Here is a 23,932-nt window from a genome sequence, read left to right on the forward strand (position 1 = left end):
GGGACAAACGCTGGTCGCGCGAAGGAAGCACGCTAAGGCGAGGGGTCTAGCGCCTGGTCAGCGACGTGGTGCGGCCGCTTTGGCCGATCGTCTTCACCTTGTCCTCGCCGCATTTGAAATCGCGGGCGAAATCGTCGGCGGCCTGCCGCGCCAGCTCGTTGGCGGTGGGATTGGCCGCGACATCGACATAGGCGACATGGCACACGGCGCCCGGCGGCAGCTGCGTCACCGCGAGCATCGCTCGCGACTTGGGGCTCCCGCTCTTGTCCTGCTCGCTGTTGTCGGCGATCAGCCAGCGCTGGATGATGGCGAAGGGTTTGCCGTCGGCCGCGCGCCACTCGACGGTATCGCCGGTCGAACTGAACGGGCCGAACCAGGCCTGCGCGGCCGGTTCCCTGGCCGCCGCCTCACGGTTTCGGCCGACCGAGACCACTTCGCGCAGGTCGCCCTCGTTGATCAGCACCACAAGGCCGGACTTCCCCGGACAGACCCGGGTCGTGCTGCCGTCTTCGTCGTTGGGCTTGCCGATCATGCGGCAGTCCTTCGGCGCGGTCGACGTATAGAAGCTGCTGATCGTTTCGGCGCCAGCCTGGCCGGCATTCGTGCTGACGAGCGCCACAACAGCTGTTGCAAAAGTAAGGTATTTCATCGGGAAAGCCTGCGATCCGGACCTACTTTTGTGTCTGACATGTACAATCTGGGGAAGGTTCAAGAGACACGCGGGAAATACCTGACAGGAGCGCGGAATCGTCCTAGAAGGGCGGCTTCGCCATTTCTGTCGCTTGCGCCTTGCGTGCTGTAGCCTCGATCGCCATGCCCACGATATCACCGAACAAGCCCTATCGCGTCGGCCGGTCCCGCACCGGACTTGGCCTCTTCGCCACCAAGCCGATCAAGAAAGGCACCAAGATCATCCGCTATTTCGGGCCGCTCCTCGACTCGAAAAAGAAGGATGAGGACGCGATCGAGAACAAATATCTGTTCGAGCTCACCAATCGCTGGACCATCGACGGCTCGATCCGCGAGAACATCGCCCGCTACATCAACCACGCCTGCAGGCCGAACGCGGAATCGGACGTCAAGCCCCGCAAGCGCAAGGTGTTCATCCGCGCCATCAAGAACATCGAGCCGGGCGAGGAGATCAACTACGACTACGGCACCGACTATTTCAAAGCCTATCTGAAGCCGATCGGCTGCAAGTGCGACGCCTGCGAGAAGAAGCGCAAGAAGAAGCGCGCGGAGGCGAGGGCGGAGCGGCTCCGCCTGAAGGAAAGGGCCGAACGGAAAGCGAAGCGCAAGGCCGAGAAGGTCGCCCAGGAGAAAGCCAAGGCCCGGGCGAAGGCGAACGGCGCCAAGGCCAACGGCAAGGCGCTGAACGGCAAACAGCTGAACGGCAAGCAGCTGAATGGTCACAGCCTGACCCGGGCGGCGGGCAAGAGAGCCGCTTCATCGAAGCGTGGCGCCGCGCGGGCGCTGCAAGCCTGATAGCCAGAACCGGGCCTAGACATTTTCGGTTCTGATTGAATCAGAACCGAAGCTCTAGCTTCTTGTTTTGACGCGTTTTCTTCACGCGAACCGGTGTCCCCTTCGCTCGAAAACGCTCTATCCGGGCCGGTGCGCCGAGCGCGGCATCGGGGAGTTGCCGAAATCCAGCGTCGAGCGCTGGATAATCGTGCCGTGCTCGTCGATGACGAGACGGAAACGCCTGTTCTCAGAGAAGAATGTCAGGCGATGTCGTCCCTGATCGGCCTCGATCCCGCGCTCCGACAGCGTCGTGATCCTGCCCTCGCGCATCCCAGCCTGCAGCAGCGGAACCGCGATGCCGAGCCCCTCGGCGACGATAGCGGCATCGACCTCGAACGCACCATCTGCGAATGCAATCGTCGTCATGACGCCCTCGCAGGATGGCGGGAGGGGGCCGGCAGGTAGGCGCATTGCGCGAGCGTCGTTCTGTCGAGCTCGCGCAGGAAGGCCTCGCGCGCCGCGGCGAGCTTCGCCTTCAGCCGGCAGCGCGGCAGCAGCACGCAACCTCCACCATCGTCCCTGAAGCATTCGACGAGCGCGCCGCTGCCCTCCAGCGCGCGGACCACTTGGCCAAGCGTGATGGCCTCCGCCGGCCGCGCCAACAAAAATCCACCGCCCGCACCGCGCTGGGTCGTGATGAAACCGGCCTCGGCCAGGTCGCGCACCACCTTCGCAAGGTGATTGCGGGAGATGCCGAATTCGGCCGCGATCTCGCTCGTCGCGAACGACCGGCCCGGCTCGCCGGCCAGCCGCATCAGCGCGCGAAGCGCAAAATCCGTGAACGATGTCAGGCGCATGGAAGCCCTTCGAAATCAGTACTTGGCGGATCAGCTATACCAGTCTAAATGGGCATTTGAAATACCTATTTAGGATGTAAGCCATGACAGGACCAGAGCGCCGCGAGCAGATCACCGCCGAGATTGTCGCGCGGACCGGGATCACCGAGGCTGTCATCGAGCAGCTGGTGCAGGCGTTCTACGCAAAGGTCCGCAAGGACCCGATGATCGGGCCGGTATTCGAGGCCAGGATCACCAACTGGGAGCCGCATCTGGCGCAGATGTGCGCCTTCTGGTCCTCGGTTGCGCTGATGACCGGGCGCTATCACGGCACGCCGATGGTCAAGCACATGCCGCTGCCGATCGATGCCGCGCATTTCGACCGCTGGCTCGAACTGTTCGAGGCAACGGCGTCCGAGCTGTGTCCCCCGGCGGCGGCCGCGCATTTCGTCGACCGCGCCCGGCGCATCGCCGCGAGCCTGGAAATGGGCGTCGCCAGCGGGCAGGGCGTCATGCTTGGCGTCGGCGAGCGTTACCGGCGAGGCGAAGCAGGAGCACTGCAATGAGGGACAGAGCGAAAGCGGTTGCGCGTGCAATCGACAGCGCGGAGTCTCAACAAGACCAGGCCAATCCCTTTTCCGGCAGCAGCCTCGTGCCGATGCTGATCCTCGGTCTGGTGCTGACCTTTGCGGGCATGATCGTCGCGGTGGCGTTGAGCTGACAGGCGAGAGCGGCCGCCGCGATGGCCGCTTCTCACGTCTTGTATTCGGCTTATGCCGCGACGGCCCCGCCACTCCGGCGCAGGCCGACATATTGCAACTCGGCGAACACGCCAGTGGCGATCGCCTGGGCCACGACCACGATCGTCCCGAGCAGGTTCGGCGACACCGCATCCGAGAACAGCAATGCGATGCTGGCGAGCGTCCAGGCGGCGTTGCCTATGATCACGAGCATCACCAGCGCCTTCGGCACCAAGATCCGCGTGCCGAGCCAGCCGACCAGCGCGGTGTAGACGATCAGGAACAGGCCGGTCTCGCGCAAAAGCGCCTCCGGCAGGTTCAGGAATGGGGCCATTACACCGGCATCGAGCGTCATGGCGACCGCGGATACGCCGCTGAAGACGGCGTCCGCGAGCAGTGCGCGGCGCAGGAACTGGGACGAATGGATCATGGCAGTCTCCTCTCGTTGGGATCGGGTTGTCAGCTGAACCAGGACTGCAGCTGGCGCCACAGGCGGAGCGGGCAGAGCGCCTTGCCGACCCTCATCTCCACCGCCTGCACCTGCGCGACCACGAACACGCCGGTGTCGTGCACGAGCGGCTGAGGCATGTTGAGGCTTCGCGCGACCAGCCAGGTGGCCAGATGGACCAGCCACGGGAGGAGGATGGCAGAGGCGCGAATGAGGGACAGCATCAGCATGGTCATCTCCTGTGGCTTGGGAAGATGATCCGCCGCGCGCGCCAATTCGATTACCTCACGCGTAATGGAACGAGCGAAATCCGCGTGGTAGGTTTTCCATCATGAACGCACACGCATCCACGGCGCGGGCCGAGCCCGCAAGACCCATCCATATCGGCGAGCACCTGCGTGAGTGGCGGCAGCGCCGCCATCTCAGCCAGCTCGACCTTGCTGTCGACGCCGAGATCTCGGCGCGGCATTTGAGCTTCGTCGAGACCGGGCGCTCGGCGCCGTCGCGCGACATGGTCCTCAAACTGGCGGAGCGGTTGGACGTGCCCCTACGCGAACGCAACGTGCTGCTGGTCGCCGCGGGTTTCGCGCCCGCATTCCCGCAACGCTCGCTGGACGATCCCGCGCTGAAATCGGCGCGCGAGGCGATCAACCTGGTCCTGAAGGCGCATGAGCCCAACCCGGCGCTGGCCTACGACCGGCACTGGAATCTGGTCTCCGCCAATCGGATGGTGGCGCCGCTGCTGGAGGGCGTGCCGCAGCGCCTGCTCGGCCAGCCCTTCAACATCCTGCGGCTGGCGTTCCATCCCGAGGGGCTGGCGCCGCGCACCGTCAATTTGCCCGAATGGGCGGCGCACCTATTGGAGCGGTTGCACCGGCAGTGCGAGGCGACCGCCGATCCGGAACTGCTGAAACTCTACCAGGACCTGAAGTCCTATCCGATCCCGGCGCGCTCGGCGCCGATCGCCCCCGACAACAACGTCGCGATCCCGTTCAAGCTGCGCCACAATGGCGAGGTGCTGAGCTTCATCTCGACCACCATGGTGTTCGGCACGCCTGTTGACGTCACGTTGCAGGAACTGGCGCTGGAAACCTTCTTTCCGGCCGACGAGTTGACCGCGGAGCGGATGCGGCAGATGGCAGCCAGTATGAAATAGCAGCTTGTCTCGCGGCGCTTTCGGCCTACCTTTGCGGTTCCACTTCCGCGAGGAGCCTGCCATGAGCGACCTGAAGCCGCTTCGCCTCGACATCGTCTCCGACGTCGTCTGCCCCTGGTGTTACATCGGCAAGCACCGCATCGAGGATGCGCTCAAGCTGGTGCCCGACGTTCCCGTCGAGGTGCACTGGCGGCCGTTCTTCCTCAACAACTGGGTGCCGCGCGAGGGCATCAGCCGCGAGGAGTATCTCACCGCCAAGTTCGGCTCGGTCGATGCGTACAAGGGCATTGCCGGCCGCGTGGTCGCGGCCGCAGGCGAGGAGGGGCTGAGCTATCACCCCGAGCTCGTCAAGCGCCAGCCCAACACGATCGATTGCCACCGCCTGATCCACTGGGCCGAGGCCAGGGGCAAGGCCGCCGAGATGAAGCAGCGGCTGATGGAATTGTATTTCCGCGACGGCGGCGATCTCACCGATACCAACGTGCTCGTGCAGGCGGCCGCCGATGTCGGGCTCGATGCCGATGACATCCGCAAGCGCCTTGCCACCGACGAGGACACAGAGCTCGTCACGGCGCAGGCGCAGGAAGCGTCCGACAAGGGCATTTCCGGCGTGCCGACGTTCGTGTTCGCGCAGAAATACGCCGTGTCCGGCGCCCAGCCGGCCGAGCAGCTCGCCCGCGCCATCCGCCAGGTCTCGGCCGAGATCAACGCCGAGGCGGCGGAGTAGATTGCAGTCCTTCCTGAAAGCCCGGCTCGCGCCGGGCTTTTCGTTTGCATCAGGGATCAATCAGGAACAATCAAGGAGACCAGCATGATCTATGAGCTGCGGACCTACACGGTGCGCCCGGGCGCCGTCGGCGACATGGTCAAGTTCGCGAGTACGCTGTCGCGCAACATCCGCGGCGATAATTTCGGCAAGCTCGAAGGCTACTGGATCACCGAGATCGGCCCGCTCAACCAGGTCATGCACATGTGGAGCTACGCCGATCTCAACGAACGAACCCGGCTGCGCGGCGAGCTCGCCAAGAACCCGCGCTGGACCGGCGAGTACATTCCGGCGATCCGGCCGCTGCTGGTGCGCCAGGAGGTCCGCCTGCTCAACGCGATCATTCCGCCGATCGCGCCGGCCGCGTCAGGCAACGTCTACGAATTTCGCAACTACCGCGCCAAGCCGCTCGGCGCCGCCAAGCAATGGCTCGACCTGGTGAAGGGCGTGCTGCCGGCGCGCGAGAAATACTCCAAGATCGTCGGCCTCTGGCAGACCGAGACCGGGCAGCCCAACGAAGTCTGCCACATCTGGGCCTATCCCAGCCTCAACGCCCGCGCCGAGGCGCGTGCCAATGCGATGAAGGATCCGGCGTGGCTGGAATTCCTGAGCAAGGGCACGCTGCTGCTGGAAGAGATGCACTCCACCATCATGCTGCCCGCGCCGCACTCGCCGTTGCAGTGAGGAGGGCGGTGTTCGCCGCCGCGGCGAGCCGTGTTTTCTGGACGCTTCACCGTGCACAACCTGAAAATTGCGGTCGCCATCGACGCACACTCGCTGGGAAACAAGGACAGGCAAAAAGCCTCACCCGATGTTTCCACCGGATGAGGCTTTCCAAGGGCATGCGCCGTGCTGAGAACCAGCGCGCTAGCAATGCTAGTAGGGCCGGCTGACACCGACCTGACGGCGGCAGCTATTTGTTTCTTGCTGTGTCTGCATGGCTACGAAAGGGTAAATCGCTCGCGGCGGCGAATTGGCGAGCTGGTCCTTGTTATGCGGCAGCAGGCTCGCGCCGGTTGCTTCCTATCGCACGCCATACCGCGTGAACTCGTTGCCTATGGTGCCGCGGATTGCCTTTGCCGCGGAGATATCGGCATCGCCGCCGGCCTTGTTGCCCTGTTTGAGCTCGGCAAGCCCGCGCCCATAGAGCGCGCTCGCCAGCTTCGGGTCCAACCGGAGTGCAGAATTGTAATCATCGATAGCCGCTGACATCTGGCCCATCTTCAGGTGGACCAGGCCGCGCGAGTCATACGTCGCCGCGTTGCCGGAATCCAACTGAAGCGCCTTGTTGCAATCCTCCAGCGCCGTGTTCAACGCTCCAAGCACGGCTCGGGTCCAGCAGCGTCCGTTCCACACGCCTGCCAAATTGGGCTCGAGGCGAATTGCTTCATCATAATCCCGCCCCGCGCGATCGTACTCGTGCTTCTGCAAGTGGGCTTCTGCGCGGTTGGCGAAGGCTTCGCCGTAGTTGGAGTTGAGCTTGATCGCCTGGTCGAAAGCACCGATGGCGAGATCGTATTCGCCTTTCCTGAGGAGGGCCACGCCGCGATTGTTGAACGGCTTGACGTATTTTGGATTGAGCTTGATTGAGCTATCAAAGTCCCGGATGGCGCGATCATAGTCATGCTCTGCGGCATAGGCATTGCCACGATTGTTGTATGCGACAGCCAAGCCAGTCGTCGTCATGTCCTCGCTCGCATCGATGAGCGCCGTGCAACCATTGATGCGAGCTTCAAACGGCGTGCGGTTCAGCCCGTTGCAGAGCTCAATATTCCGAAGATAGCCTTCTTTCTTCGTATCTTGCGCCAATGCCGGTGACGCGAGCAGCAGCACGACGAGGAGCGGCGCCAGGCCGTCGATAGCCCCGGTGACTGCACGAATTTCCATATCAGGCTTCCCGATTTTGCAATGTGCGGCCGCTGATGTCCGCAAGTCGCCGATCTGTGGCGAAGCCCTAATCTTCAGCACCCTCGACAGATGTGGGGATTGAACGTGTGGTCGACCTTTTGCTCAGGTGGCTGCGTCGCGGGTGCCTTGAGCTTTTTCACAATCTTGGTTTTGCCCTCTTCAATGAGCGTTGCGAATTTGACGGTTCCATCATCCGATATTTCGATGTGCGGCGTGGTGCCGCGAATTCCCATCGTCGCGACAGGCGTGTCGATCTTCATGTCGCCGGTCTTTGCGATATTGCCGGCAACGAAGGTGAACGTGCCCTTTGTCAGGGTGAGCAGGCTCGAATTGGACTTTCCGTGTGGGGCGTAGACGAACTCGGTCAAGGCCATGCGGGCGTTGCGCGACAGGTTGAACGAGGTGCCGTCAGCAAAGTTGATCCCGACCCGCCCATCGGCTCCGGTCAGGACCACGTCGCCCAAATAGACGAGATCGCCAACCTTGGTCTGGGAAGCTTGACCGGACACATTCGCCTGAACGACGACGGCATTCACATGCTCGATCGTGACCGAACCGGTTACAGTGACGACTTTTCCAACGGGCGTTGACGAAGAGTCCTGAGCGGCGGGTTGGGCTGAATCGGCCTGTGCCTGCGCTGGAGCAGGCGCCAGACTTGCCAGCGCCAAAACAAAACTTGCTGCCAATACGCCCATCAAATGTATGCGCATGATCCCCTCCTTCTTGAGAAGACCTTATTGTGTGGTGCTCGATGATGATTGGTCTTCGAGCCAAATAACTTTGACGTCAAAAAAGGTGCTTTAGCCAAGCTCACCCAAGAGCCGGGCGTCGCACAATTAACAAGTAGACATTTCGTCGCTAAACTATACTATAAGTTTTATGGGACCGCACTTGCAACGGTACGACAGCAATACTGTCGGATCGGCGAAGGCGTCCCCGATTTTTTGGGAATTAATTCACTGTAGTAATTGAGTTCAATCAGGACATTTCGGCGGGCAGGCCCAAGGCTGCCAGCGCCAAGATATTTTGACTGCGTGGCGTGGGCAAGCCAGAGCAAAAAGATTGCGGCACCGCGCCGAGCCTGAGCTACTGAGCAGGCGAGGTCGAAAGCCTATGTTTGTTGCGTCTGGCGTGGAGTTCGGGGACGCGAGCACGGCCGCATTGGGCCAGCTTCCCCCGGTATTGGGCAATGTCATCGGTAACATTGAGACGGCGATCGGCCGCGCCACCATCAGGCGTGCGGGCGACATTCCCGTTCAAGCTATGGCTGGCGAGCCCGTTTGTCCGGGTGACGTCATCGAGACCGCGACCGACGGACGGATCGAAATCCGCTTCGTTGATGGCACCGTGTTCAACCTGTCTCACGACGCCGCCGTGGTGCTGGGCGATTTCGCGCGCGACACCAACGGTACCTTGCGGTCGGCCCTGTTTACAGTGACCAGAGGCGCCTTCGCTTTCGCTGCGGGCGAACTGGCGAAAGCCGGCTCGCTGACCGTGGACACGCCCATTGGCAGTATTCGCAGCCGGAGCCAGGCCAGCGGTTTCGGCTTGCTGTCGCTCGCGACGTTGATCTTCTCATTCGCAACGGAAGCCCAGGCCGCGGACCCGAACGTCACATTCCTGGATGACGACAGCGTCACGTACAAGGACCTGCATCACGGCGCCTTCGAACTCGTAACCAAGGAGGCAATCCCGCGACACCTCGTTGTTGAGGATCCCGGTGAGACGGTGGTCTTGAGCAGGACAGGGTCTTCGGTCGGCGTGAACACTGTTGCGAATACGCCTGCTCAAATGCAGTTGCTGCAGATCGCCCAACAGGACGCGCTGGCCAACTACGCGAAAGGATGGGGAATCGGCTCCGGCGCATCTCCTTTTCCCAATCCGCAGGATTTGCTGCAGCCGATCAAATACGTTGAGCCTGATCCTGCCCCGCCGCAAAATCAGCTTCCTCCGTTGGAAAACGCGGTCCTCAAGCTCCCGGATATCCTCCCTCTCACGCTGAATCTGGGAGCGCTGCCGGCCGAAAACGATACGGTGGTATTTGATACGTTTGCCGCGACAAGCGGGGCGTTCTCCGCCGGCAATACCAATGGTTTTACACCAGTGTTCGGCATCAGCGGGGGCATTGCAGGCAACACGGTGCTGGGCGGGGTGACATACAACGAGTCGGAGACCGGCGCGTTCGGCACATTTTACCTGAACAGCGCAAGCGGCGCCTACACGTTCGTTCCGAACAACGACGCAATCAATGCACTGAAGTCCAACACGGTTCAAACCTTCGTCATCACGCTATCGGCGGGCTCGTTCTCGACCGAGCAGGCCTTCAACATCACCATCGTCGGCGTCAACGACGCTTCGATCATTTCCGGCGCCACGACGGGTTCGGTGGTGGCAGCCGTCGGCGTCACCAGTGCCTCGCCCGGCCTGCTGATCGCGACCGGCCTGCTCACCGATACCGACGTCGACGATCCGGCCAACACCTTTACGGCGGTCAATTCGCCGATCAGAAGCGCCGGCGGCTACGGCACGTTCACGATCACGACGGACGGCGTGTGGACTTACACGCTCGACGACGCCAACAGCGCGGTGCAGGCGCTCGGGGTCGGCGGCACGCTGACCGACAATTTCACGGTGACGACGATAGGCGGCACCCCGCAGGTGGTGACGATCACCGTCCACGGCCCGCTGATTGGGGTGACGGGAACGGGTCCGGCGCTGACGCTGAGCGAGGCGCATCTGACGGCAACGGCGCTCGACGACAACATCGCCGGCTCGGCGCCGGATGCTGTGCTGACGACGATTTCAGGCGACTTCTCGACCGCGTTCGCCTCGGCTCTCAGCGCCGATGGCGCCACCATCGGCTATGCGCTGACGATCGTCGGCGGCAACGGCATCGCATCGGGCCTGATCGACTCGCATACCGGCCTGGCCGACGTGCTGGTTCTGAACGGGAGCACCATCGAAGGCCGTGTCGGCACCACCGGCGGCACGCTGGCGTTCACCATCACCGTCGATCCGGCGACGGGGCTTGTGACCTTCACCGAGTATCGTGCGGTGACCCAGCCCTTCGGCGGCAATCCGGACACCGGGGAAGGCATGTCGCTGACACCGGGGATTTTGGATCTTGTCGCGACGGTCACGGAGAAGGACGATGCCTTCCAGACCGCGAACCTCGACCTTGGCGGTCGGCTCACCATCACCGACGACGGTCCGAGCATCGGGGCGACCGGAACGGCTCCGTCGCTGACGCTGAGCGAGACGCATCTGACCGCGACGGCGCTAGACGACAACACCGCGGGCTCGGCGCCGAACGCGGCGCTGACCACGACGTCAGCCGACTTCGCGACCGCATTCACTTCGGTTCAAGGCGCCGATGGCGCCTCCATCCGCTATGCGCTGGCGATCACCGGTGGCGACGGCACCGCGTCGGGCCTGATCGACTCGCATACCGGCCTGGCCGACGTGCTGGTTCTGAACGGCAACACCATCGAAGGCCATGTCGGCACCACCGGCGGCACGCTGGCGTTCACCATCACGGTTGATCCGGCGACGGGGCTTGTGACCTTCACCGAGTATCGCGCGGTGACCCAGCCCTTCGGAACCAATCCGGACAGCGGGGAAGGCGTGTCGCTGACACCAGGGATCGTCGACCTGGTCGCGACCATCACCGACAGGGACGGCGACGTCCAGACGGCGAGCCTTGATCTTGGCCAGCAGCTGACCATCACCGACGACGGTCCGAGCATCAGGACGACGGGAACGGGTCCGTCGCTGACGCTGAGCGAGACCCATCTGACCGCGACGGCGCTGGACGACAATATCGCCGGTTCGGCGCCGAACGCCGCATTGACCACGACGTCGGGCGACTTCTCGACCGCGTTCATCTCGGTTCAAGGCGCCGATGGCGCCACCATCCGCTATGCGCTGGCGATCACCGGCGGCAACGGCACCGCGTCGGGCCTGATCGACTCGCACACCGGCCTGGCCGACGTGCTGGTTCTGAGCGGCAACACCATCGAAGGCCATGTCGGCACCACCGGCGGCACGCTGGCGTTCACCATCACCGTCGATCCGGCGACCGGGCTCGTGACCTTCACCGAGTATCGTGCGGTGACCCAGCCCTTCGGCACCAGCCCTGACACCGGGGAAGGCGTGTCGCTGACACCGGGAATTGTCGACCTGGTTGCGACGATCACCGACACGGACGGTGACTTCCAGACGGCGAGCCTTGATCTCGGCATGCAGCTCACCATCACGGACGACGGTCCGACGATTGGCGGGTTCGAGCAAGCGTTCGTCGCCGCTCAGAACAATCAGGTCGTCAATGGTACCTACAATCTCAATTTCGGCGCGGACGGCGACGCCGCGATGCTCGTTGCGGTCAGCGACGGCGCGGTCGGCAGCACCGGATACAATCTCGCCACGTCAAGCCTGGGCGGCGGAATCACCTCGGTGCACGTGACCGGGAATGGCGACGATTACACCTTCTACTATTCGACCCACGCCGTAGGCGGTGGTGTCGAACTGGACGCTTACCTGACGGATGTCAACGGCACGCTGAGCAATCCGTACTTTACGCTGCTGATCAATCCAAACGGGACGTACACCTTTGACGTCGAGAACGTCGGGCTCCTGAAGCAGGTCACCGTGGCCGGCTCCGATTTCGGCGCCTCCGGCGGCGGCACGCCGTCACTCACTGCTCCGGACGGAAACCTCGTCATCACCGGCTCTGACAGCGGCGGTAATCCCCTTGACGTCAAGGCGTCGAGCAACGGCATTGCGGTCGGTGATACCGGGCTGCAAATGGATCCCAACGAGGATTTGCATCTCGCCTTCGCGCAGCAGCAATCGCAGGTCAGCTTCATTCTGACCCAGTGGCAAGGCAACGGCACGGCAGATGTCATCTTCAGGATCCTTGACGGCAGCAACGACATCCACGACTTCAACATCAATATTCCGAAGCCCGCGGGCGGCAGCGCCAACATCGTGGTGCAACAAACGTCGAATGCCGCGCTGGTGGGCACCCACACGTTCGATAGCGCGACCTTGACCTATACGCTCTACGTTGGGCAGACGTTCAACCAAATCCAGGTCGACTACGATCAAGCGACAACCGGGAATGCGACCTTCACCGTCAACAATATCACCTACGACGAAGAGACGACGATCCCGAGCACCGATCTGTTGTTCAACGTCTCGGCAGTCGATGCTGACGGCGATTCGGCCACGACCAGCCTGCAGGTCAATCTCCAGGGCAGCACGACCGGGGCGCCCGCTCTCGCATCGACGAGCACGTCGAGCAGCAATGTGCCGATTGGCGGCAGCGGCACGGGCGCGACGACCATCACTTCCAGCGCCACCACCGGCACGGCGACCGTGATCGCCAGCGCCACGCCTAGCACGTCCACAGGTACCAATGTCGATACTGCGCCCGACGTCCTCACAGCGGTCAGCGCGCCGACGAAAGGCGGTCGTGGCTATCGCTCTGTCCCGACAACGGCGACCACTGCGTCGGTCCCCACGACCGCCAATCACGGCGCGGCAAGCGCGCTCACCGGCCGCGACGCGCTGACCGACGTCCTCGGCGGACTTGGTGCGGTGCTGCTGACAGGCGCAAACGCAAGCCACGCATTCGCCAAATCGTCCCCGGCAGGTTCCGACCTGACCTGGTTCGTATCCGGGTCCGACAAGATCGATCTGACGGCTTTCGGCCCGTTCGCCTCCGCTCTGTTGGCCTTGACGCCCACAAGCACGAGCGTCCCGGCGCATACCATCGCCTGGCGCTACGACAGCGCGACGAACCAGGCGATTGTGTACGTCAATCCGACCGATCACACCCTGAGCATTGGCGATTCCAGCCTCGTGGCAATCCATCTGCCGGGTGTGGCAAACGTGCACTTGTCCGATTTCGTGCTCGCGACGACAACGGCGACCCACGACGACGCGACGATCGCCCTCGTCGATGCATCCGATGCGACTGCGCTCACGCCGGCAAGCAGCGACGCTTCGTCCGACGCGAAGGCGCATCACGGCTTCGATGCCACGCGGGATGCGATCGACGATGGCAAATCTGCCAGCTTTACCCACGGCGGGACGCTGGCTAGCGTCGATGACGCCGCGACAAGTCTGCCCAGCGGACTGTCGCTCGAGCTGCCACACGTTGCCATGATGGCACTGACGCAGGCGAGCTTCGTGTTTGATCAGGTGCCGATGTTCGACAGCGCCAATGCGATGACAATCGATCACGGAGCCGTGCCGCATGGTGCGGCAGCGGAGAGCGGCAACTGGCTCGCGTCATCCGGGAACGATTGGAAGGACGATTCAGACACGCTCTCGAAGAACCAAGATCACGGGGTGTCGCCCGCGAACAACGCGGGGGCCACGAATGCCGGCAACGGTAATGGCAACGGCAATCACTCGACTGCAAGCGATACAGGCGAACAGGCTGCGTCCACGCATGGTGCTAGCGCGCATGACGATGGAGCATCCCCTCCGGGGCAGGCCAAGTCCGGGGACTCTGTCGGCACGCCCTGGAACGCATTTCATTTCAAGGACAACATTTCGGGGGCCGATGGGTCGGACGTCAATGACGCTGCAAACGATAACCCGGCGTCGAAGGGCCATCACGACGACGCTGCGGTGACTCAGGGATCGCAGGCGACTTTGGTGGGAGGCGAGACCTCCGGTACGTCTGGCGACTCATTTACTTTCAAGGACTGGAATTCCAGCCCCAAAGGTTCGGCCGCCACCGACCTCGCAGAGCTCAATCAAACTCCAGCAGTCTCCAATGGTCTCAAAGGCACCAACGTGCCCCCGGGATCAGACGGAGCGCAAGCCGTTGGCCTGTCTTCGCACGAGTTGCATCCCGGTGACTATTTCAATGGTGTTCCAGGCCAGGGAGAAAACGCCCACGTGATCCACGCGCTGCACGACCTGATCGTGTGACCTCGCCGGCGCCAGAATCCGAGAGGCTGCGGATTTATGCAGCCGTCATTGCGAGGAGCTCGCGACAAGATTGCAAAGCAATTTTGCGCTGAAGCGACGAAGCAATCCATGCTTCCGCGCACGCCGTGCGATGGATTGCTTCGCAGAGCCCGTCATCGGCCACGCTTATCCGGACTTGCCGCGCCGATTGCGGATGAAGCGAACGGCGCCGCGCGCGGCGTCGTAGGCGAGGTTGTTCACGGTCAGCGCGGCATGAATGGCCGGGACCAGCGGATCGCGGCATCGCAATGGAATCAGCACGTCGCCGATCGCGAAGCGCGCGCGCCAGATCGGGTCGATCATGGGATGGCCGGGCGCGGCGGTGGAGTCGGCCGAGACGATCGCGGGATCGGCGCAAAGGTGCCTCGTCAGGTCGAGCGTCAATTGCGCGCCGGGCGAGCATTTCGCAAAGCGTTCGTCGATGCCGATCTTGAAGAAGAAGGCGCGGTCCTGATGGCGCAGCACGATGCCACCAGCGACGGGCGTGCCGCCCGCTTGGAGCGTGACGATCTCGCAGCGGCCGATTTCGGCCATCGCTGACGTCGCGCGGCGGATGAAGGCGGCATCGCCGGGATGCTGGCTGAGCGCGGTGCCGCGCTTGCCCTTCCAGCCGCCGGCTTCCAGCGCAAGAAACGTCTCGAGCGCGGCCGCGACGGCGCGCGGCGTGCGGGCGACATCGAACCGCACCGCGCCATGCTCGGCGAGGCGATTGCGCTGCCGCCGCAGCTCCTTCAGTTTCTTGGCGCCGAGCGCATCGCGCAACAATTCGTCGGCGTCGCGCGTCGCATCGAGCTCCGCGCGCTGACACGCGCTCAGGACGTGCGACTGCAAGCCGTCGCGCGCGAGCGCCGCGCGGATCGCCGCCATGGCAGGCCCTTCCAGCGACATGGTACGCAGGATCAGCGCATGCGCGCCCGCGCTGCGCGCCTGGCGCAGCAATTTTGCCGTGGCATCTTCGGCGGCATGACGATCGAGCAGCGGCGTGCAGAGCGTTCCGTAAGGCTCGGCGCCGACGAGGGCGGGCAGGGGGATTCTATAGATCCGCCGCATCGACACGACCGGCAGGAATCCGATCAATTGGCCGCCGTCGCCGAAGGCGCTGAGCGCTTTGGCGCCGGTGCGGCCGCGTGCGGAGGCATCGACCGCCAATTCCCAGTCGGGTTGGTAGTAGCCATTGGCCTCGATCGCGCGGTCGGCGAGGGCGCGCCATTGGCCGACCGGAGTAGCTGATAGCGGCGGTAGCGCATGCCTGTCGGCAGCACTCTTGCGCGATGCGCCACGGCTCACTGCCTGGTGCGCGATATCGGCCATGTCCCTGTTTCCCCGTGCGCAAGGCCTCTCCCGAGCGGCCCGCGGTCGTCAAGGGCAACGCTAGCGGAAAGAGATGGACAATGCCGTTGGGGCGGGCGAGCAATTTGAGCGGTCACGTTAACGGGCTGTTCAGCATGCGGCCCGCGGGAGACGCGAAATTCGCGGGGAAACGGCAGAAGCTACGATGATGGGAACTGCGGATAGAACGGCCCCGCGATCAGCTGCGCATGCGCGGCGTGCTCGCTCGCTACGAACTCCCTGAAGAGCCGCCCGCCCTCGGCCCTGCGTGACTGGCCTTGCCAGCGCGCTGGAACTTCCAGGACTGGTGGCTGTTGTAGCGCACGGAGGGCCCAATGCATGGACATGGTCACGCGCCTTCGCGGTTCGGATGCCGTCCCGGCGGGACGAGTGTCTCCGGTGAACTCACACAACGAGTGGGACACCCTGGAGGAAGTGATAGTCGGAAGGCTTGAAGGTGCGGTTATCCCGTCCGATCATCCGGTTGTTACCTGCAACATTCCGGGCATGGCAGCGCGTGCGCAGTCGCTGTTGGCAGGCTTCCGTTACCCAAAGATCATGATCGAACCGGCGCAGCGTGAGCTTGATGGCTTTGTTGCGCTGCTACAGTCGCTGGACATCGTCGTAAGGCGGCCGGACGCCGTCGACCACAGGAAGAACTTCGGCACGCCGGAATGGTCCTCGCGCGGCTTCTGCAATTCCTGCCCGCGCGACAGCATGCTCGTGATCGGCGACGAGATCATTGAAACCCCAATGGTGTGGCCCTGTCGTTACTTCGAGACACACTCCTATCGTCCGATTCTGAAGGACTATTTCCAACGTGGCGCGCGGTGGACGTGCGCGCCCAGACCGCAACTGACGGACGAACTGTTCGATCCTGAATTTCGCGTCCCCAAGAAAGGCGAGCCGATCTCATACATCCTCACCGAATTCGAACCGGTCTTTGACGCCGCCGACTTCTTTCGCTGCGGGCGCGACCTGTTCGTGACCCGCAGCAACGTCACCAATGCGTCTGGTATTGAATGGCTGCGCCGCCACCTTGGCGGCGGTTATCGCATCCATGAGATCGAGAGCCGCTGTCCCAATCCGATGCACATCGATACCACCATACTGCCGCTTGGGCCCGGCAAGATTCTGATCAATCCCGAATACATAGACGTCGACCATCTTCCGGCCATCTTGAAAGGATGGGACATCCTCGTGGCCCCCGAGCCCGACCGGATAACCGATCCCATGCTCAGGATCACTTCGCTATGCGGGAAATGGCTCAACATGAACGTACTGATGGTGGACGAGAGGCGCGTCATCGTAGATCCACATCATACCGCAACGATGCGTGCATTGGAGAATTGGGGATTCGAGCCGATTCCCTGCGAGTTCTTGCACTATGCAGCATTTGGTGGCGCCTTCCATTGCGCCACGCTCGACGTCCGACGGCGCGGCACGTTGGAGAGCTACTTTTGAACCGACTTCCAACAGGTCTCGTCGCGCCGCTCCGCCTAAGAGGTGATTTTCAGTCCGATCATGCCCAAGAGAATAAAGCCGATACAGGTAAGCCTAAGCAACGTCAGGGGCTCGTTAAACAGATAGATGCCGAGCGCCGTGGTGCCAACAGTGCCAATGCCCGTCCATACCGCATAGGCCGTACCGACCGGCAGCGACTTAAGGGCGAGTCCGAGGAACCCAATACTGGCCGCCATAGCGGCGACTGCGCCGATTGTCGGTGAAAAGCGCGCGAAGCCTTCCGTGAATTTTAGGCCGATCGCCCAGGCGATTTCGCACAGGCCGGCAATGAACAGGAAGAGCCAAGCCATGGGAATGCCCCTAAAATACTTGAACCACGAGCAATCTCTCTCAGAGTATGCTCCAATCAAAGGCACATCCGATCATCGAACGGGTGGAAACGCTCTATATAATGAAGCGCAGTCGCTGATCGATCAAGCCAGGAAAGGAGTGGCAGACGGTCGGCCCCGCAGCGCAAATTTTGATTGATGTGATCTTACATCATTTCAACAAAGGCAGTTCGCCGGCGGAGGCCGCTGAGGCAGTGTGTCCGGCGCTCGGCGCGTTAATATAGACGTCGTACAGGATCGTGGGATGGACCAGGGAATGAACCGCGTGACCGTGTTTGGCGGGACTGGGTTTGTTGGTCGTCGCGTTGTTCGCCATTTGAGCGACTTCACCGTTACGGTGCGCATAGCCTCGCGGCATCCTGCGCGGGTCGACGGCGACAACGCGGAACGGGTCATCGCTGATGCACATGACGAGCGCTCCGTAGAGGCCGCCGTTATGGGTGCCGATGGCGTCGTCAACGCAATCAGCCTTTACGCCGAGCGTGGAGGCGACACATTTCATTCGGTGCACGTCGAAGCGGCCGCCAGGATCGCTAGAGTGGCGCGGCGGGCCGGGACCAAACGATTTGTGCACCTGTCAGGAATTGGCGCTGACCCCGCATCACGTTCGCCCTATATTCGCAATCGCGGCGAGGGCGAGGCGGCCGTGCAAGCCGCATTCCCTGGCGCAGTCGTTATCCGCTCAGCGGTAATGTTCGCGGCGGATGACGCCTTTCTGACAACAATTCTTGGGCTGCTTCGGACCTTGCCGGCTTATCCGCTATTCGGCGACGGCAGGACAAGGCTTCAGCCGGTGTACGTGGACGACGTCGCCGCGGCGATCGCACAAGTCCTGCGGCAAACACAAAGACCTTATCCCATCTACGAACTGGCCGGCCCGCGCGTTTACTCATACGAGGAGCTGTTGCGGACCATTGCGCGCGCCGCTGAGTTGCGGCCAGTGCTGGTGCGAATACCCTTTGCTTTGTGGAATGCCGCCGCCTGTCTCGCTGAGATCCTGCCGCACCCGCCGCTCACGCGGAATCAGGTTGAGCTTATGCAGATCGATACGACGGTCTCGGGCAGCCGGCCGGGATTTGATCTACTCGGAATTTCGCCGCGATCGCTCGAACAAGAACTGGAAGCGATGCTCAGGCACACAAACGAGGAAACTCAAAACCCAAGGGAGGATCGTACCAGGTAGGGGCTAAGGAGACTTCGTTACCGTATCACGATGTGACGACTGATGTCGGGAAGCGGCTTGCCTCCGAGGTCGCGCACTAGTCGTCCGTGAAGAACCCGGATTTCAGCCTGGGACGAGCTGAAGTCCGAGGGTGAGCTGGACGAAGATTTGGCGCAACAAGAGCGCCAGCCACCGGATGAGGCGGCGGAAGTTGTAGCCGGCCGCGGCGAGAACGGCATTGATGGTGTCGCCCTGGCGGTGCCACAGGTAGTTGCGGCCCATCCGGTGCTCGGATTTGAGATGGCCGATGACCGGTTCGACGGCCGAGCGTCGACGCAGCTCGCGCTTGATCTGTGGCGTCACCCGCCGCTTCTGGCCAGAGATGAACACCCTGAACTTGTACTCGGGCGGGGCATTGTGACCGCGGTAGCCTTTGTCGAGCAGCATGCGCTCGATGACGTTGCCGACGAGCGCCTCCATGTCCGGGATCACGGTTTTGAGCGTATGGCCGTCATAGGGGTTCCCGGGCAGCGCTTTCACGTGGGTGACGAACTGGCCGCCTTTGGCGTGCGATAGCGTCGTGGCGACGGAGACCTTGACCCCGAACTCGTAGGGCCGGTGCGCCTTGCCCTTGCCGATGCACTCCACCTCCGGGGCGTGCAGCGAGTAGACCTTCGGCCCACGCTGGTGCTGCTTCTGGTCAAGCACCCGTCGCGCCAGTGTGAGCATGCGGTCGAGGACAATCTCACCGAGCAAGTCGGTGCGGCCTTCGATCTTGCGGGCGATGTCGCGGATGACGCGGCCGAGATAGGTTCGAAGCGTCCTCAAGGCCCGGTTGGCACGCCTAAACTGCTTGGCGTGGGCATAGCGCTGGTGCTTGATCAGCGCGAACTTGCCGACCCGCCCATAGGACTGACGCAGCTTGACGCCGGCTCCCTTGGCGAGCCGCACCAGGATCTCGCGGGCGCGGTTTAGAAGCCGCGCGTCGGTCGGGAACATCACGTTCTTGGGCTGCACCGTGGTATCGATGATGACGCGATTGAGATCGGATGGCTTGATCGCCTCGGTCCTGGTGGCGACCGAGAGGCTCTCCTGGAGCAGCGCCTGCAGCTTCTCCTCACCCATGCGCTGGCGCCAGCGCGTCAGCGAGGAGCGGTCGAACACCAGGCGGTGCTGGAAGAACTCTTCGCCGCAGAAGAACTGGTAATAGGGGTTCTCCACCCAGCGCTCGCACAGGACCTCGTCGGAGAGGTCGTAGGTGTGCTTGAGGATGGCAAGTCCGGCCATCAGCCGCGTCGGCAGCGGCGGCCGGCCCGGCTTGTCCTCATAGACCGCTCCGAGCCGCTGTTCGAGGAACGACCAGTCGATCGTCCGCGCCAGCTTCACCAGCCCATGGTCCATGTCGATGATCGCATCCAGCCGCGACCGCAGCAGATCGGCCTGGCCGCTGTCGCGTCGTTCCTTTGGTCGCATCGGTCCTCGCAACGAAGTCCTTCGCAACCACAGAATCACGAATCAGATTTGCAAGGAATCCCCCTTCGCAATCACGTTTCCCAGCAAATCCTATTGCCCGGTCGTCGCTCTTTCCGATTCCAAATCAAGCCGTTGGGGGTTCTTCACGGACGACGCACTACGCGTAAGCGCGATCAATGGTCGGCTCCGGGTCCAACAGCGGACTCGTGCACCGCCAAGGCCTATGTCGGCACCGTGGATACGTTAGGCCTTAGTATCGGGGCCACGTCAGGCGGCTGCATGACCTGGTCAACACAAACTGTGCGGCCAGCTTAACCACGCAACCAGTCAAGGGGAATTGGCTCGCGCAGGCGGTGGTGAGCATTAGCCTTAAAAATCTTAAAACACTCCTCTTGGAAGCGCGCAATAGCAGGCGATAAATCGACTGCGCTCACTGAGATAGTTCCTGTGCTGGTGTTATACGAGAACCGGGATCTCGCCGATTTCAGGATGGCCCAGAATTTGTTGTTCTGATCAGCGAACTCAGGATTTAACAGCACTATTCCGGTCGCGTACACATCGCTTGCGTAAGGCACCAAAAAGACGAAATTCGCCGGCTCGTTTGAATCCGCCCGTGCTGTAAAATTAAAATAGGGGGGAGGTTTGGCTTCAGGGCGTCCAGTAGTCGCGCGGGGATCAGGAATTCTAATAAAGACCATGTACGTCATTGCGGCGTCGGAACACCTGACAGCAAGATTCCCAGTGTCGGAGTGAAGCGTGATCACAGAGTCCTTCTTGGTGATAGTCCAATCACCAAAGCGGCGTAAAGTGTGAGAGCCTTCCGGTGCCCACGCTTGCGAAGCTAATGGATTTCCAGGCTTCACTGGGACGGTGCCTGTAACTTCTCTGCCGGAGCCCGGTTGTTCGGATGTTTCCTTAGGCCACTCCAACAATGATTTCGAAAGCCCGGGCTTGCCTTCGTACCAGCATTTTCGTCCATCGATGAGACGATAGGACCACCATTGCCCGTGCGTATCTGATGGCACTGCGACACTGCATTGTCGCTTCGCCTGCGCGGCTGTCATCCCAATCGACGACAGCGCTGCAATGCAGGCGGCCAGAACAATGGATGGAAACGGCTTCCCAATTTTGAGCGCTGACACGTTACCTCGTTGATGCGACCGACTCGAAGCGTGTCGATCAGTCGAGCAGCTCTAGCCCGCTATGCCCCACTAAGCGAACCTCAACGAGATCGCTGATCGGGGGCCGATAGCGGACCCTGGTCGATCCATGAGCACTAAACTGTTTCAGGCTCATCCAAGCGCCATGGCACAGCCTCGGCATGAAATTCCACCTGCACAACCTCCATGCCCTCTAGGCTTGGCAGTCTTGGTGCCGAGGCGTGCCACATCCAAACGGTAACGCCGCCTCCCAGATAGCAGGTGATAAATTTCCGGTTGGGTCCAGAGTACCTATGAAGTGGTACCGTCCACCATAAACGTGAGGGTCCGGAGCAACTGAGCATTGTGATACACCTCAGCGTCCTTACGAGGATCGATCCCTAGTTGATCAAGCAATGCGAGGAACGCGGTTGGAAAACAGTCGCCCCGCGCCAGTCAAAAATTCTACACCCAGCGTAATTGCACGGGTCAGCGCCGCCGCCACGTTCCGTTCGGCCGTATGCCAGGACTGTTGCGTCTCGATCCTCGGTATATTTCCATACTGACGTGTCACGCGCAATTACGGGTGACATCCTTTGGCCAGTTCCGGGATTAGCCGGGATTGACCGGGAAGTGACGGGTTCTCAAAGGGTTGGCCGGGCGGTGGCGCGCAATCGGCGGGACCGCGGTCGCGCAACTTCAAATGACACCCTAGCCAGCGCGGCGCGATCGACACCAGCGGAATTCCCGGCAAATGCCGTTCGTGGTCGCACGGAATCCGAACGCGACAGCGGCTTCGCTATCGCCATTCGGATTCCATCGAAAATCAGAGAAAGCCGCGTCTTATAGGGGCTTTCCGACACGATGGCAGCAATGGCTCCGGGGAGAATCCGAAATCGAAGCCCGAACGGGTGGCTAAACGACCAGGGGTGGTCCGCTTTACCTTGCTGAGCGGACGCAAAATCGGACCTGGATACATGTCGGCTAAGGGCCCACTTCCGGACTCATGCATCGCAGCAAATTACGTTCTATTCGATCAGCTCGTCGGCGCTGCCGAGCAGGGGTGGAGGCACCAGGACCTCAATCTCCCGCCGATCGCGATCAGCGCCTGTTTGAAAGTCGTTGAGCTGAGCGTCTTAGCCAGGACCATGGAGACAGTATCCGACACCGCGAATCGTATGGATCAGCGGATAGGCCTGCCGGTCGTCCACCTTGCGACGCAGGCGTCCGACATAGACGTCAATGATATTCATCGATTGATCGGAATGAAGATCCCAGACGTGCTGCAGCAACATCGCGCGCGACACGATGCGGTCTTCGTTGCGCACCAGATATTCCAGAAGCTGGAATTCCTTGGGCAGAAGGAGAATCTCCTTGCCGCGCCGGCTGACGGTCCGCGAGATCAGGTCGATTGCGAGATCGCCGACGCGCAGGATCGTCTCCTTGGCGATGGTGTCGCTGCGCCGGCCAAGCGCTTCCATTCGCGCCAACAGCTCGCGGAAGGAGAAAGGCTTGACCAGATAGTCGTCGCCGCCGGCGCGCAAGCCACGGACCCTGTCGTCGACTTCTCCGAGCGCGCTGATGATCAGGAAGGGCGCGGCCACGCCGCCGTCGCGCAACTGGCGCATCACCGCAATGCCATCGATGTCGGGAAGCATGCGGTCGATCGTGATCACGGCATAGTCGTGTGCCGCACCGTGGCTCAGCGCTTCGTTGCCGCTGGAAGCCAAATCCACCTGATAGCCGCTGGTCGTGAGCTGTTCCATGAGCTGACCGGCGGTTTCCGGGTCGTCCTCGACGACCAGAATGCGGCGGTGGCCACCCGTCATCGTCTTTCTCCGACGATCGCCACCAGCCCTATCCAGTTTCTCTTCGCCAGAAAATGCGCCAGTGGCGATCATCACAATGACGTCGGTTCGCCAGCGTTTAGTAGCCGTAGTCGTAGCAGACGTTGACCCACTGCAGTCCATATCGCGTCCACACTCTGCGCCAGCAATAGTCGTAGTTGTAGGCGGCGTAGACGAAGGGCACGCCAAAGAAGGCGAAGCGGTGGAAGCGACGATGGAAGAAGCGGTGATGGAAGCCGGGGTGGAACGCGAAGCGTTGACCCGGCACGAATGCCGCACGCGCCGCAAAGGGCGCCCCCGCGAAACGAGCGCCGCCGAAATGCGGGCCGCTCATGCCTCCGGTGCGCGGGCCGATGCCCGTGCCGAAGAAGCGGGCGCCGCCGAAATGCGGGCCTGTCATGCCACCGGTGCGAGGGCCTAGGCCCGCGCCGCCGAAGCGGGCGCCACCGAAACCGCCACCGCCACCGAAGCGTGCGCCGCCGAAGCCACCACCGCCGCCGATAGCATGCCCGCCACCGCCGCCGATGCCTCCTCCCATAGCATGCCCGCCACCGCCACCCATGCCGCCACCGCCACCCATGCCACCACCACCGCCACCCCCTCTCTGGGCAAGGGCCGGTGATACAAGGGCAAGCGTGGAGGCGAGCGCACCTGTGATGAGGTAACTTGCGAGCCTGTTGCTCATCGAATAATCCTCCGTTGTTGACGCGACAGCGAGAACGCCTGTCGCAGGAAGAACAACGATGAGGAGGCCAAAACTCTTTTGAAACGTCAAATGACTGATGTGACAGATTCTGACATCCAAGTTAGTTTTACTATCGAGGATC

General features: G+C 62.2%; 22 protein-coding genes. 9 read left to right on the top strand and 13 right to left on the bottom strand.

Features of this window, described 5'->3' with window-relative positions:
• Positions 1-46: 46 nt before the first annotated feature.
• Complete coding sequence (locus MTX19_RS14170) at positions 47-649, bottom strand: hypothetical protein (protein ID WP_280984122.1); 603 nt, start codon at positions 647-649, stop codon at positions 47-49.
• A gap of 164 nt (positions 650-813) precedes the next feature.
• On the opposite strand from MTX19_RS14170, the gene MTX19_RS14175 reads away from it, so the two are divergent.
• Positions 814-1,485, top strand: a complete 672-nt coding sequence (locus MTX19_RS14175; RefSeq protein ID WP_280984123.1) for an SET domain-containing protein-lysine N-methyltransferase — start codon at positions 814-816, stop codon at positions 1,483-1,485.
• Positions 1,486-1,602: 117 nt separating this feature from the next.
• Here the strand turns inward: MTX19_RS14175 and MTX19_RS14180 are convergent, their stop codons facing one another.
• Positions 1,603-1,890: a DUF6522 family protein gene (locus MTX19_RS14180; RefSeq protein WP_280984124.1), complete on the bottom strand. Its 288-nt coding sequence runs from the start codon at positions 1,888-1,890 to the stop codon at positions 1,603-1,605.
• Positions 1,887-2,321, bottom strand: coding sequence for an Rrf2 family transcriptional regulator (locus tag MTX19_RS14185; RefSeq protein ID WP_280984125.1), 435 nt, complete (start codon positions 2,319-2,321; stop codon positions 1,887-1,889). The genes MTX19_RS14180 and MTX19_RS14185 overlap by 4 nt, the downstream gene beginning before the upstream one ends.
• A gap of 83 nt (positions 2,322-2,404) precedes the next feature.
• Between MTX19_RS14185 and MTX19_RS14190 the strand changes: the two genes are divergently transcribed.
• Together MTX19_RS14190 and MTX19_RS14195 are read left to right on the top strand one after the other, a co-directional pair.
• Positions 2,405-2,866, top strand: coding sequence for a group III truncated hemoglobin (locus MTX19_RS14190; RefSeq protein WP_280984126.1), 462 nt, complete (start codon positions 2,405-2,407; stop codon positions 2,864-2,866).
• Positions 2,863-3,021 carry a hypothetical protein gene (locus MTX19_RS14195; protein ID WP_280984127.1) on the top strand — a complete coding sequence of 53 codons (159 nt, stop codon included), beginning with the start codon at positions 2,863-2,865 and terminating at the stop codon, positions 3,019-3,021. The genes MTX19_RS14190 and MTX19_RS14195 overlap by 4 nt, the downstream gene beginning before the upstream one ends.
• Before the next feature lie 50 nt (positions 3,022-3,071).
• Here the strand turns inward: MTX19_RS14195 and MTX19_RS14200 are convergent, their stop codons facing one another.
• Positions 3,072-3,470, bottom strand: a complete 399-nt coding sequence (locus MTX19_RS14200) for a hypothetical protein (RefSeq protein ID WP_280986030.1) — start codon at positions 3,468-3,470, stop codon at positions 3,072-3,074.
• A gap of 29 nt (positions 3,471-3,499) precedes the next feature.
• Positions 3,500-3,724 (bottom strand): hypothetical protein, encoded by a 225-nt coding sequence (locus tag MTX19_RS14205; protein ID WP_280984787.1) that lies wholly within the window; start codon positions 3,722-3,724, stop codon positions 3,500-3,502.
• 95 nt (positions 3,725-3,819) lie between these two features.
• On the opposite strand from MTX19_RS14205, the gene MTX19_RS14210 reads away from it, so the two are divergent.
• The 3 genes from MTX19_RS14210 to MTX19_RS14220 all read left to right on the top strand — a co-directional run bounded on the left by MTX19_RS14210 (position 3,820) and on the right by MTX19_RS14220 (position 6,094).
• Positions 3,820-4,644: a helix-turn-helix transcriptional regulator gene (locus MTX19_RS14210; RefSeq protein WP_280984128.1), complete on the top strand. Its 825-nt coding sequence runs from the start codon at positions 3,820-3,822 to the stop codon at positions 4,642-4,644.
• A gap of 61 nt (positions 4,645-4,705) precedes the next feature.
• On the top strand, positions 4,706-5,371 hold the full coding sequence (locus MTX19_RS14215; protein ID WP_280984129.1) for a DsbA family oxidoreductase: 666 nt from the start codon (positions 4,706-4,708) through the stop codon (positions 5,369-5,371).
• Positions 5,372-5,455: 84 nt separating this feature from the next.
• On the top strand, positions 5,456-6,094 hold the full coding sequence (locus MTX19_RS14220; protein ID WP_280984130.1) for an NIPSNAP family protein: 639 nt from the start codon (positions 5,456-5,458) through the stop codon (positions 6,092-6,094).
• A 339-nt stretch (positions 6,095-6,433) separates the two neighbouring features.
• Here the strand turns inward: MTX19_RS14220 and MTX19_RS14225 are convergent, their stop codons facing one another.
• Together MTX19_RS14225 and MTX19_RS14230 are read right to left on the bottom strand one after the other, a co-directional pair.
• The gene (locus MTX19_RS14225) at positions 6,434-7,297 is read right to left on the bottom strand and encodes a tetratricopeptide repeat protein (RefSeq protein ID WP_280984131.1); all 864 of its coding nucleotides are present in this window, start codon (positions 7,295-7,297) and stop codon (positions 6,434-6,436) included.
• Between the two features lie 74 nt (positions 7,298-7,371).
• Positions 7,372-8,028, bottom strand: a complete 657-nt coding sequence (locus MTX19_RS14230; RefSeq protein WP_280984132.1) for a FecR domain-containing protein — start codon at positions 8,026-8,028, stop codon at positions 7,372-7,374.
• Positions 8,029-8,431: 403 nt separating this feature from the next.
• Here MTX19_RS14230 and MTX19_RS14235 point away from each other — a divergent pair, with 403 nt between their 5' ends.
• Positions 8,432-14,263: a DUF5801 repeats-in-toxin domain-containing protein gene (locus MTX19_RS14235; protein ID WP_280986031.1), complete on the top strand. Its 5,832-nt coding sequence runs from the start codon at positions 8,432-8,434 to the stop codon at positions 14,261-14,263.
• Positions 14,264-14,428: 165 nt separating this feature from the next.
• Here MTX19_RS14235 and MTX19_RS14240 read toward each other — a convergent pair whose 3' ends face one another.
• Entirely contained in the window at positions 14,429-15,613 is a 1,185-nt protein-coding gene (locus MTX19_RS14240) for a GNAT family N-acetyltransferase (protein WP_280984134.1), read from the bottom strand.
• Positions 15,614-15,970: 357 nt separating this feature from the next.
• Between MTX19_RS14240 and MTX19_RS14245 the strand changes: the two genes are divergently transcribed.
• Positions 15,971-17,095 carry an amidinotransferase gene (locus MTX19_RS14245; RefSeq protein ID WP_280984135.1) on the top strand — a complete coding sequence of 375 codons (1,125 nt, stop codon included), beginning with the start codon at positions 15,971-15,973 and terminating at the stop codon, positions 17,093-17,095.
• A gap of 35 nt (positions 17,096-17,130) precedes the next feature.
• On the opposite strand, the gene MTX19_RS14250 is transcribed toward MTX19_RS14245, so the two are convergent.
• The gene (locus MTX19_RS14250; protein ID WP_280984136.1) at positions 17,131-17,445 is read right to left on the bottom strand and encodes a multidrug efflux SMR transporter; all 315 of its coding nucleotides are present in this window, start codon (positions 17,443-17,445) and stop codon (positions 17,131-17,133) included.
• 283 nt (positions 17,446-17,728) lie between these two features.
• Between MTX19_RS14250 and MTX19_RS14255 the strand changes: the two genes are divergently transcribed.
• Positions 17,729-18,667, top strand: a complete 939-nt coding sequence (locus MTX19_RS14255) for a complex I NDUFA9 subunit family protein (RefSeq protein WP_280984137.1) — start codon at positions 17,729-17,731, stop codon at positions 18,665-18,667.
• 102 nt (positions 18,668-18,769) lie between these two features.
• Here the strand turns inward: MTX19_RS14255 and MTX19_RS14260 are convergent, their stop codons facing one another.
• The 4 genes from MTX19_RS14260 to MTX19_RS14275 form a co-directional block, all read right to left on the bottom strand.
• Complete coding sequence (locus MTX19_RS14260) at positions 18,770-20,119, bottom strand: IS5 family transposase (RefSeq protein WP_280984138.1); 1,350 nt, start codon at positions 20,117-20,119, stop codon at positions 18,770-18,772.
• Positions 20,120-20,430: 311 nt separating this feature from the next.
• The gene (locus MTX19_RS14265; RefSeq protein WP_280986032.1) at positions 20,431-21,261 is read right to left on the bottom strand and encodes a hypothetical protein; all 831 of its coding nucleotides are present in this window, start codon (positions 21,259-21,261) and stop codon (positions 20,431-20,433) included.
• 1,133 nt (positions 21,262-22,394) lie between these two features.
• Complete coding sequence (locus tag MTX19_RS14270; protein ID WP_280984139.1) at positions 22,395-23,087, bottom strand: response regulator transcription factor; 693 nt, start codon at positions 23,085-23,087, stop codon at positions 22,395-22,397.
• Between the two features lie 97 nt (positions 23,088-23,184).
• Entirely contained in the window at positions 23,185-23,790 is a 606-nt protein-coding gene (locus MTX19_RS14275) for a hypothetical protein (RefSeq protein WP_280984140.1), read from the bottom strand.
• Positions 23,791-23,932 lie beyond the last annotated feature (142 nt).

Source organism: Bradyrhizobium sp. ISRA464, from assembly GCF_029910095.1.
GTDB lineage: Bacteria > Pseudomonadota > Alphaproteobacteria > Rhizobiales > Xanthobacteraceae > Bradyrhizobium.

Coding starts and splice junctions, on each gene's coding strand:
- MTX19_RS14170 (WP_280984122.1), bottom strand. CDS start 649: ATGAAATACCTTACTTTTGCAACAGCTGTTGTGGCGCTCGTCAGCACG.
- MTX19_RS14175 (WP_280984123.1), top strand. CDS start 814: ATGCCCACGATATCACCGAACAAGCCCTATCGCGTCGGCCGGTCCCGC.
- MTX19_RS14180 (WP_280984124.1), bottom strand. CDS start 1,890: ATGACGACGATTGCATTCGCAGATGGTGCGTTCGAGGTCGATGCCGCT.
- MTX19_RS14185 (WP_280984125.1), bottom strand. CDS start 2,321: ATGCGCCTGACATCGTTCACGGATTTTGCGCTTCGCGCGCTGATGCGG.
- MTX19_RS14190 (WP_280984126.1), top strand. CDS start 2,405: ATGACAGGACCAGAGCGCCGCGAGCAGATCACCGCCGAGATTGTCGCG.
- MTX19_RS14195 (WP_280984127.1), top strand. CDS start 2,863: ATGAGGGACAGAGCGAAAGCGGTTGCGCGTGCAATCGACAGCGCGGAG.
- MTX19_RS14200 (WP_280986030.1), bottom strand. CDS start 3,470: ATGATCCATTCGTCCCAGTTCCTGCGCCGCGCACTGCTCGCGGACGCC.
- MTX19_RS14205 (WP_280984787.1), bottom strand. CDS start 3,724: ATGACCATGCTGATGCTGTCCCTCATTCGCGCCTCTGCCATCCTCCTC.
- MTX19_RS14210 (WP_280984128.1), top strand. CDS start 3,820: ATGAACGCACACGCATCCACGGCGCGGGCCGAGCCCGCAAGACCCATC.
- MTX19_RS14215 (WP_280984129.1), top strand. CDS start 4,706: ATGAGCGACCTGAAGCCGCTTCGCCTCGACATCGTCTCCGACGTCGTC.
- MTX19_RS14220 (WP_280984130.1), top strand. CDS start 5,456: ATGATCTATGAGCTGCGGACCTACACGGTGCGCCCGGGCGCCGTCGGC.
- MTX19_RS14225 (WP_280984131.1), bottom strand. CDS start 7,297: ATGGAAATTCGTGCAGTCACCGGGGCTATCGACGGCCTGGCGCCGCTC.
- MTX19_RS14230 (WP_280984132.1), bottom strand. CDS start 8,028: ATGCGCATACATTTGATGGGCGTATTGGCAGCAAGTTTTGTTTTGGCG.
- MTX19_RS14235 (WP_280986031.1), top strand. CDS start 8,432: ATGTTTGTTGCGTCTGGCGTGGAGTTCGGGGACGCGAGCACGGCCGCA.
- MTX19_RS14240 (WP_280984134.1), bottom strand. CDS start 15,613: ATGGCCGATATCGCGCACCAGGCAGTGAGCCGTGGCGCATCGCGCAAG.
- MTX19_RS14245 (WP_280984135.1), top strand. CDS start 15,971: ATGGACATGGTCACGCGCCTTCGCGGTTCGGATGCCGTCCCGGCGGGA.
- MTX19_RS14250 (WP_280984136.1), bottom strand. CDS start 17,445: ATGGCTTGGCTCTTCCTGTTCATTGCCGGCCTGTGCGAAATCGCCTGG.
- MTX19_RS14255 (WP_280984137.1), top strand. CDS start 17,729: ATGGACCAGGGAATGAACCGCGTGACCGTGTTTGGCGGGACTGGGTTT.
- MTX19_RS14260 (WP_280984138.1), bottom strand. CDS start 20,119: ATGCGACCAAAGGAACGACGCGACAGCGGCCAGGCCGATCTGCTGCGG.
- MTX19_RS14270 (WP_280984139.1), bottom strand. CDS start 23,087: ATGACGGGTGGCCACCGCCGCATTCTGGTCGTCGAGGACGACCCGGAA.
- MTX19_RS14275 (WP_280984140.1), bottom strand. CDS start 23,790: ATGAGCAACAGGCTCGCAAGTTACCTCATCACAGGTGCGCTCGCCTCC.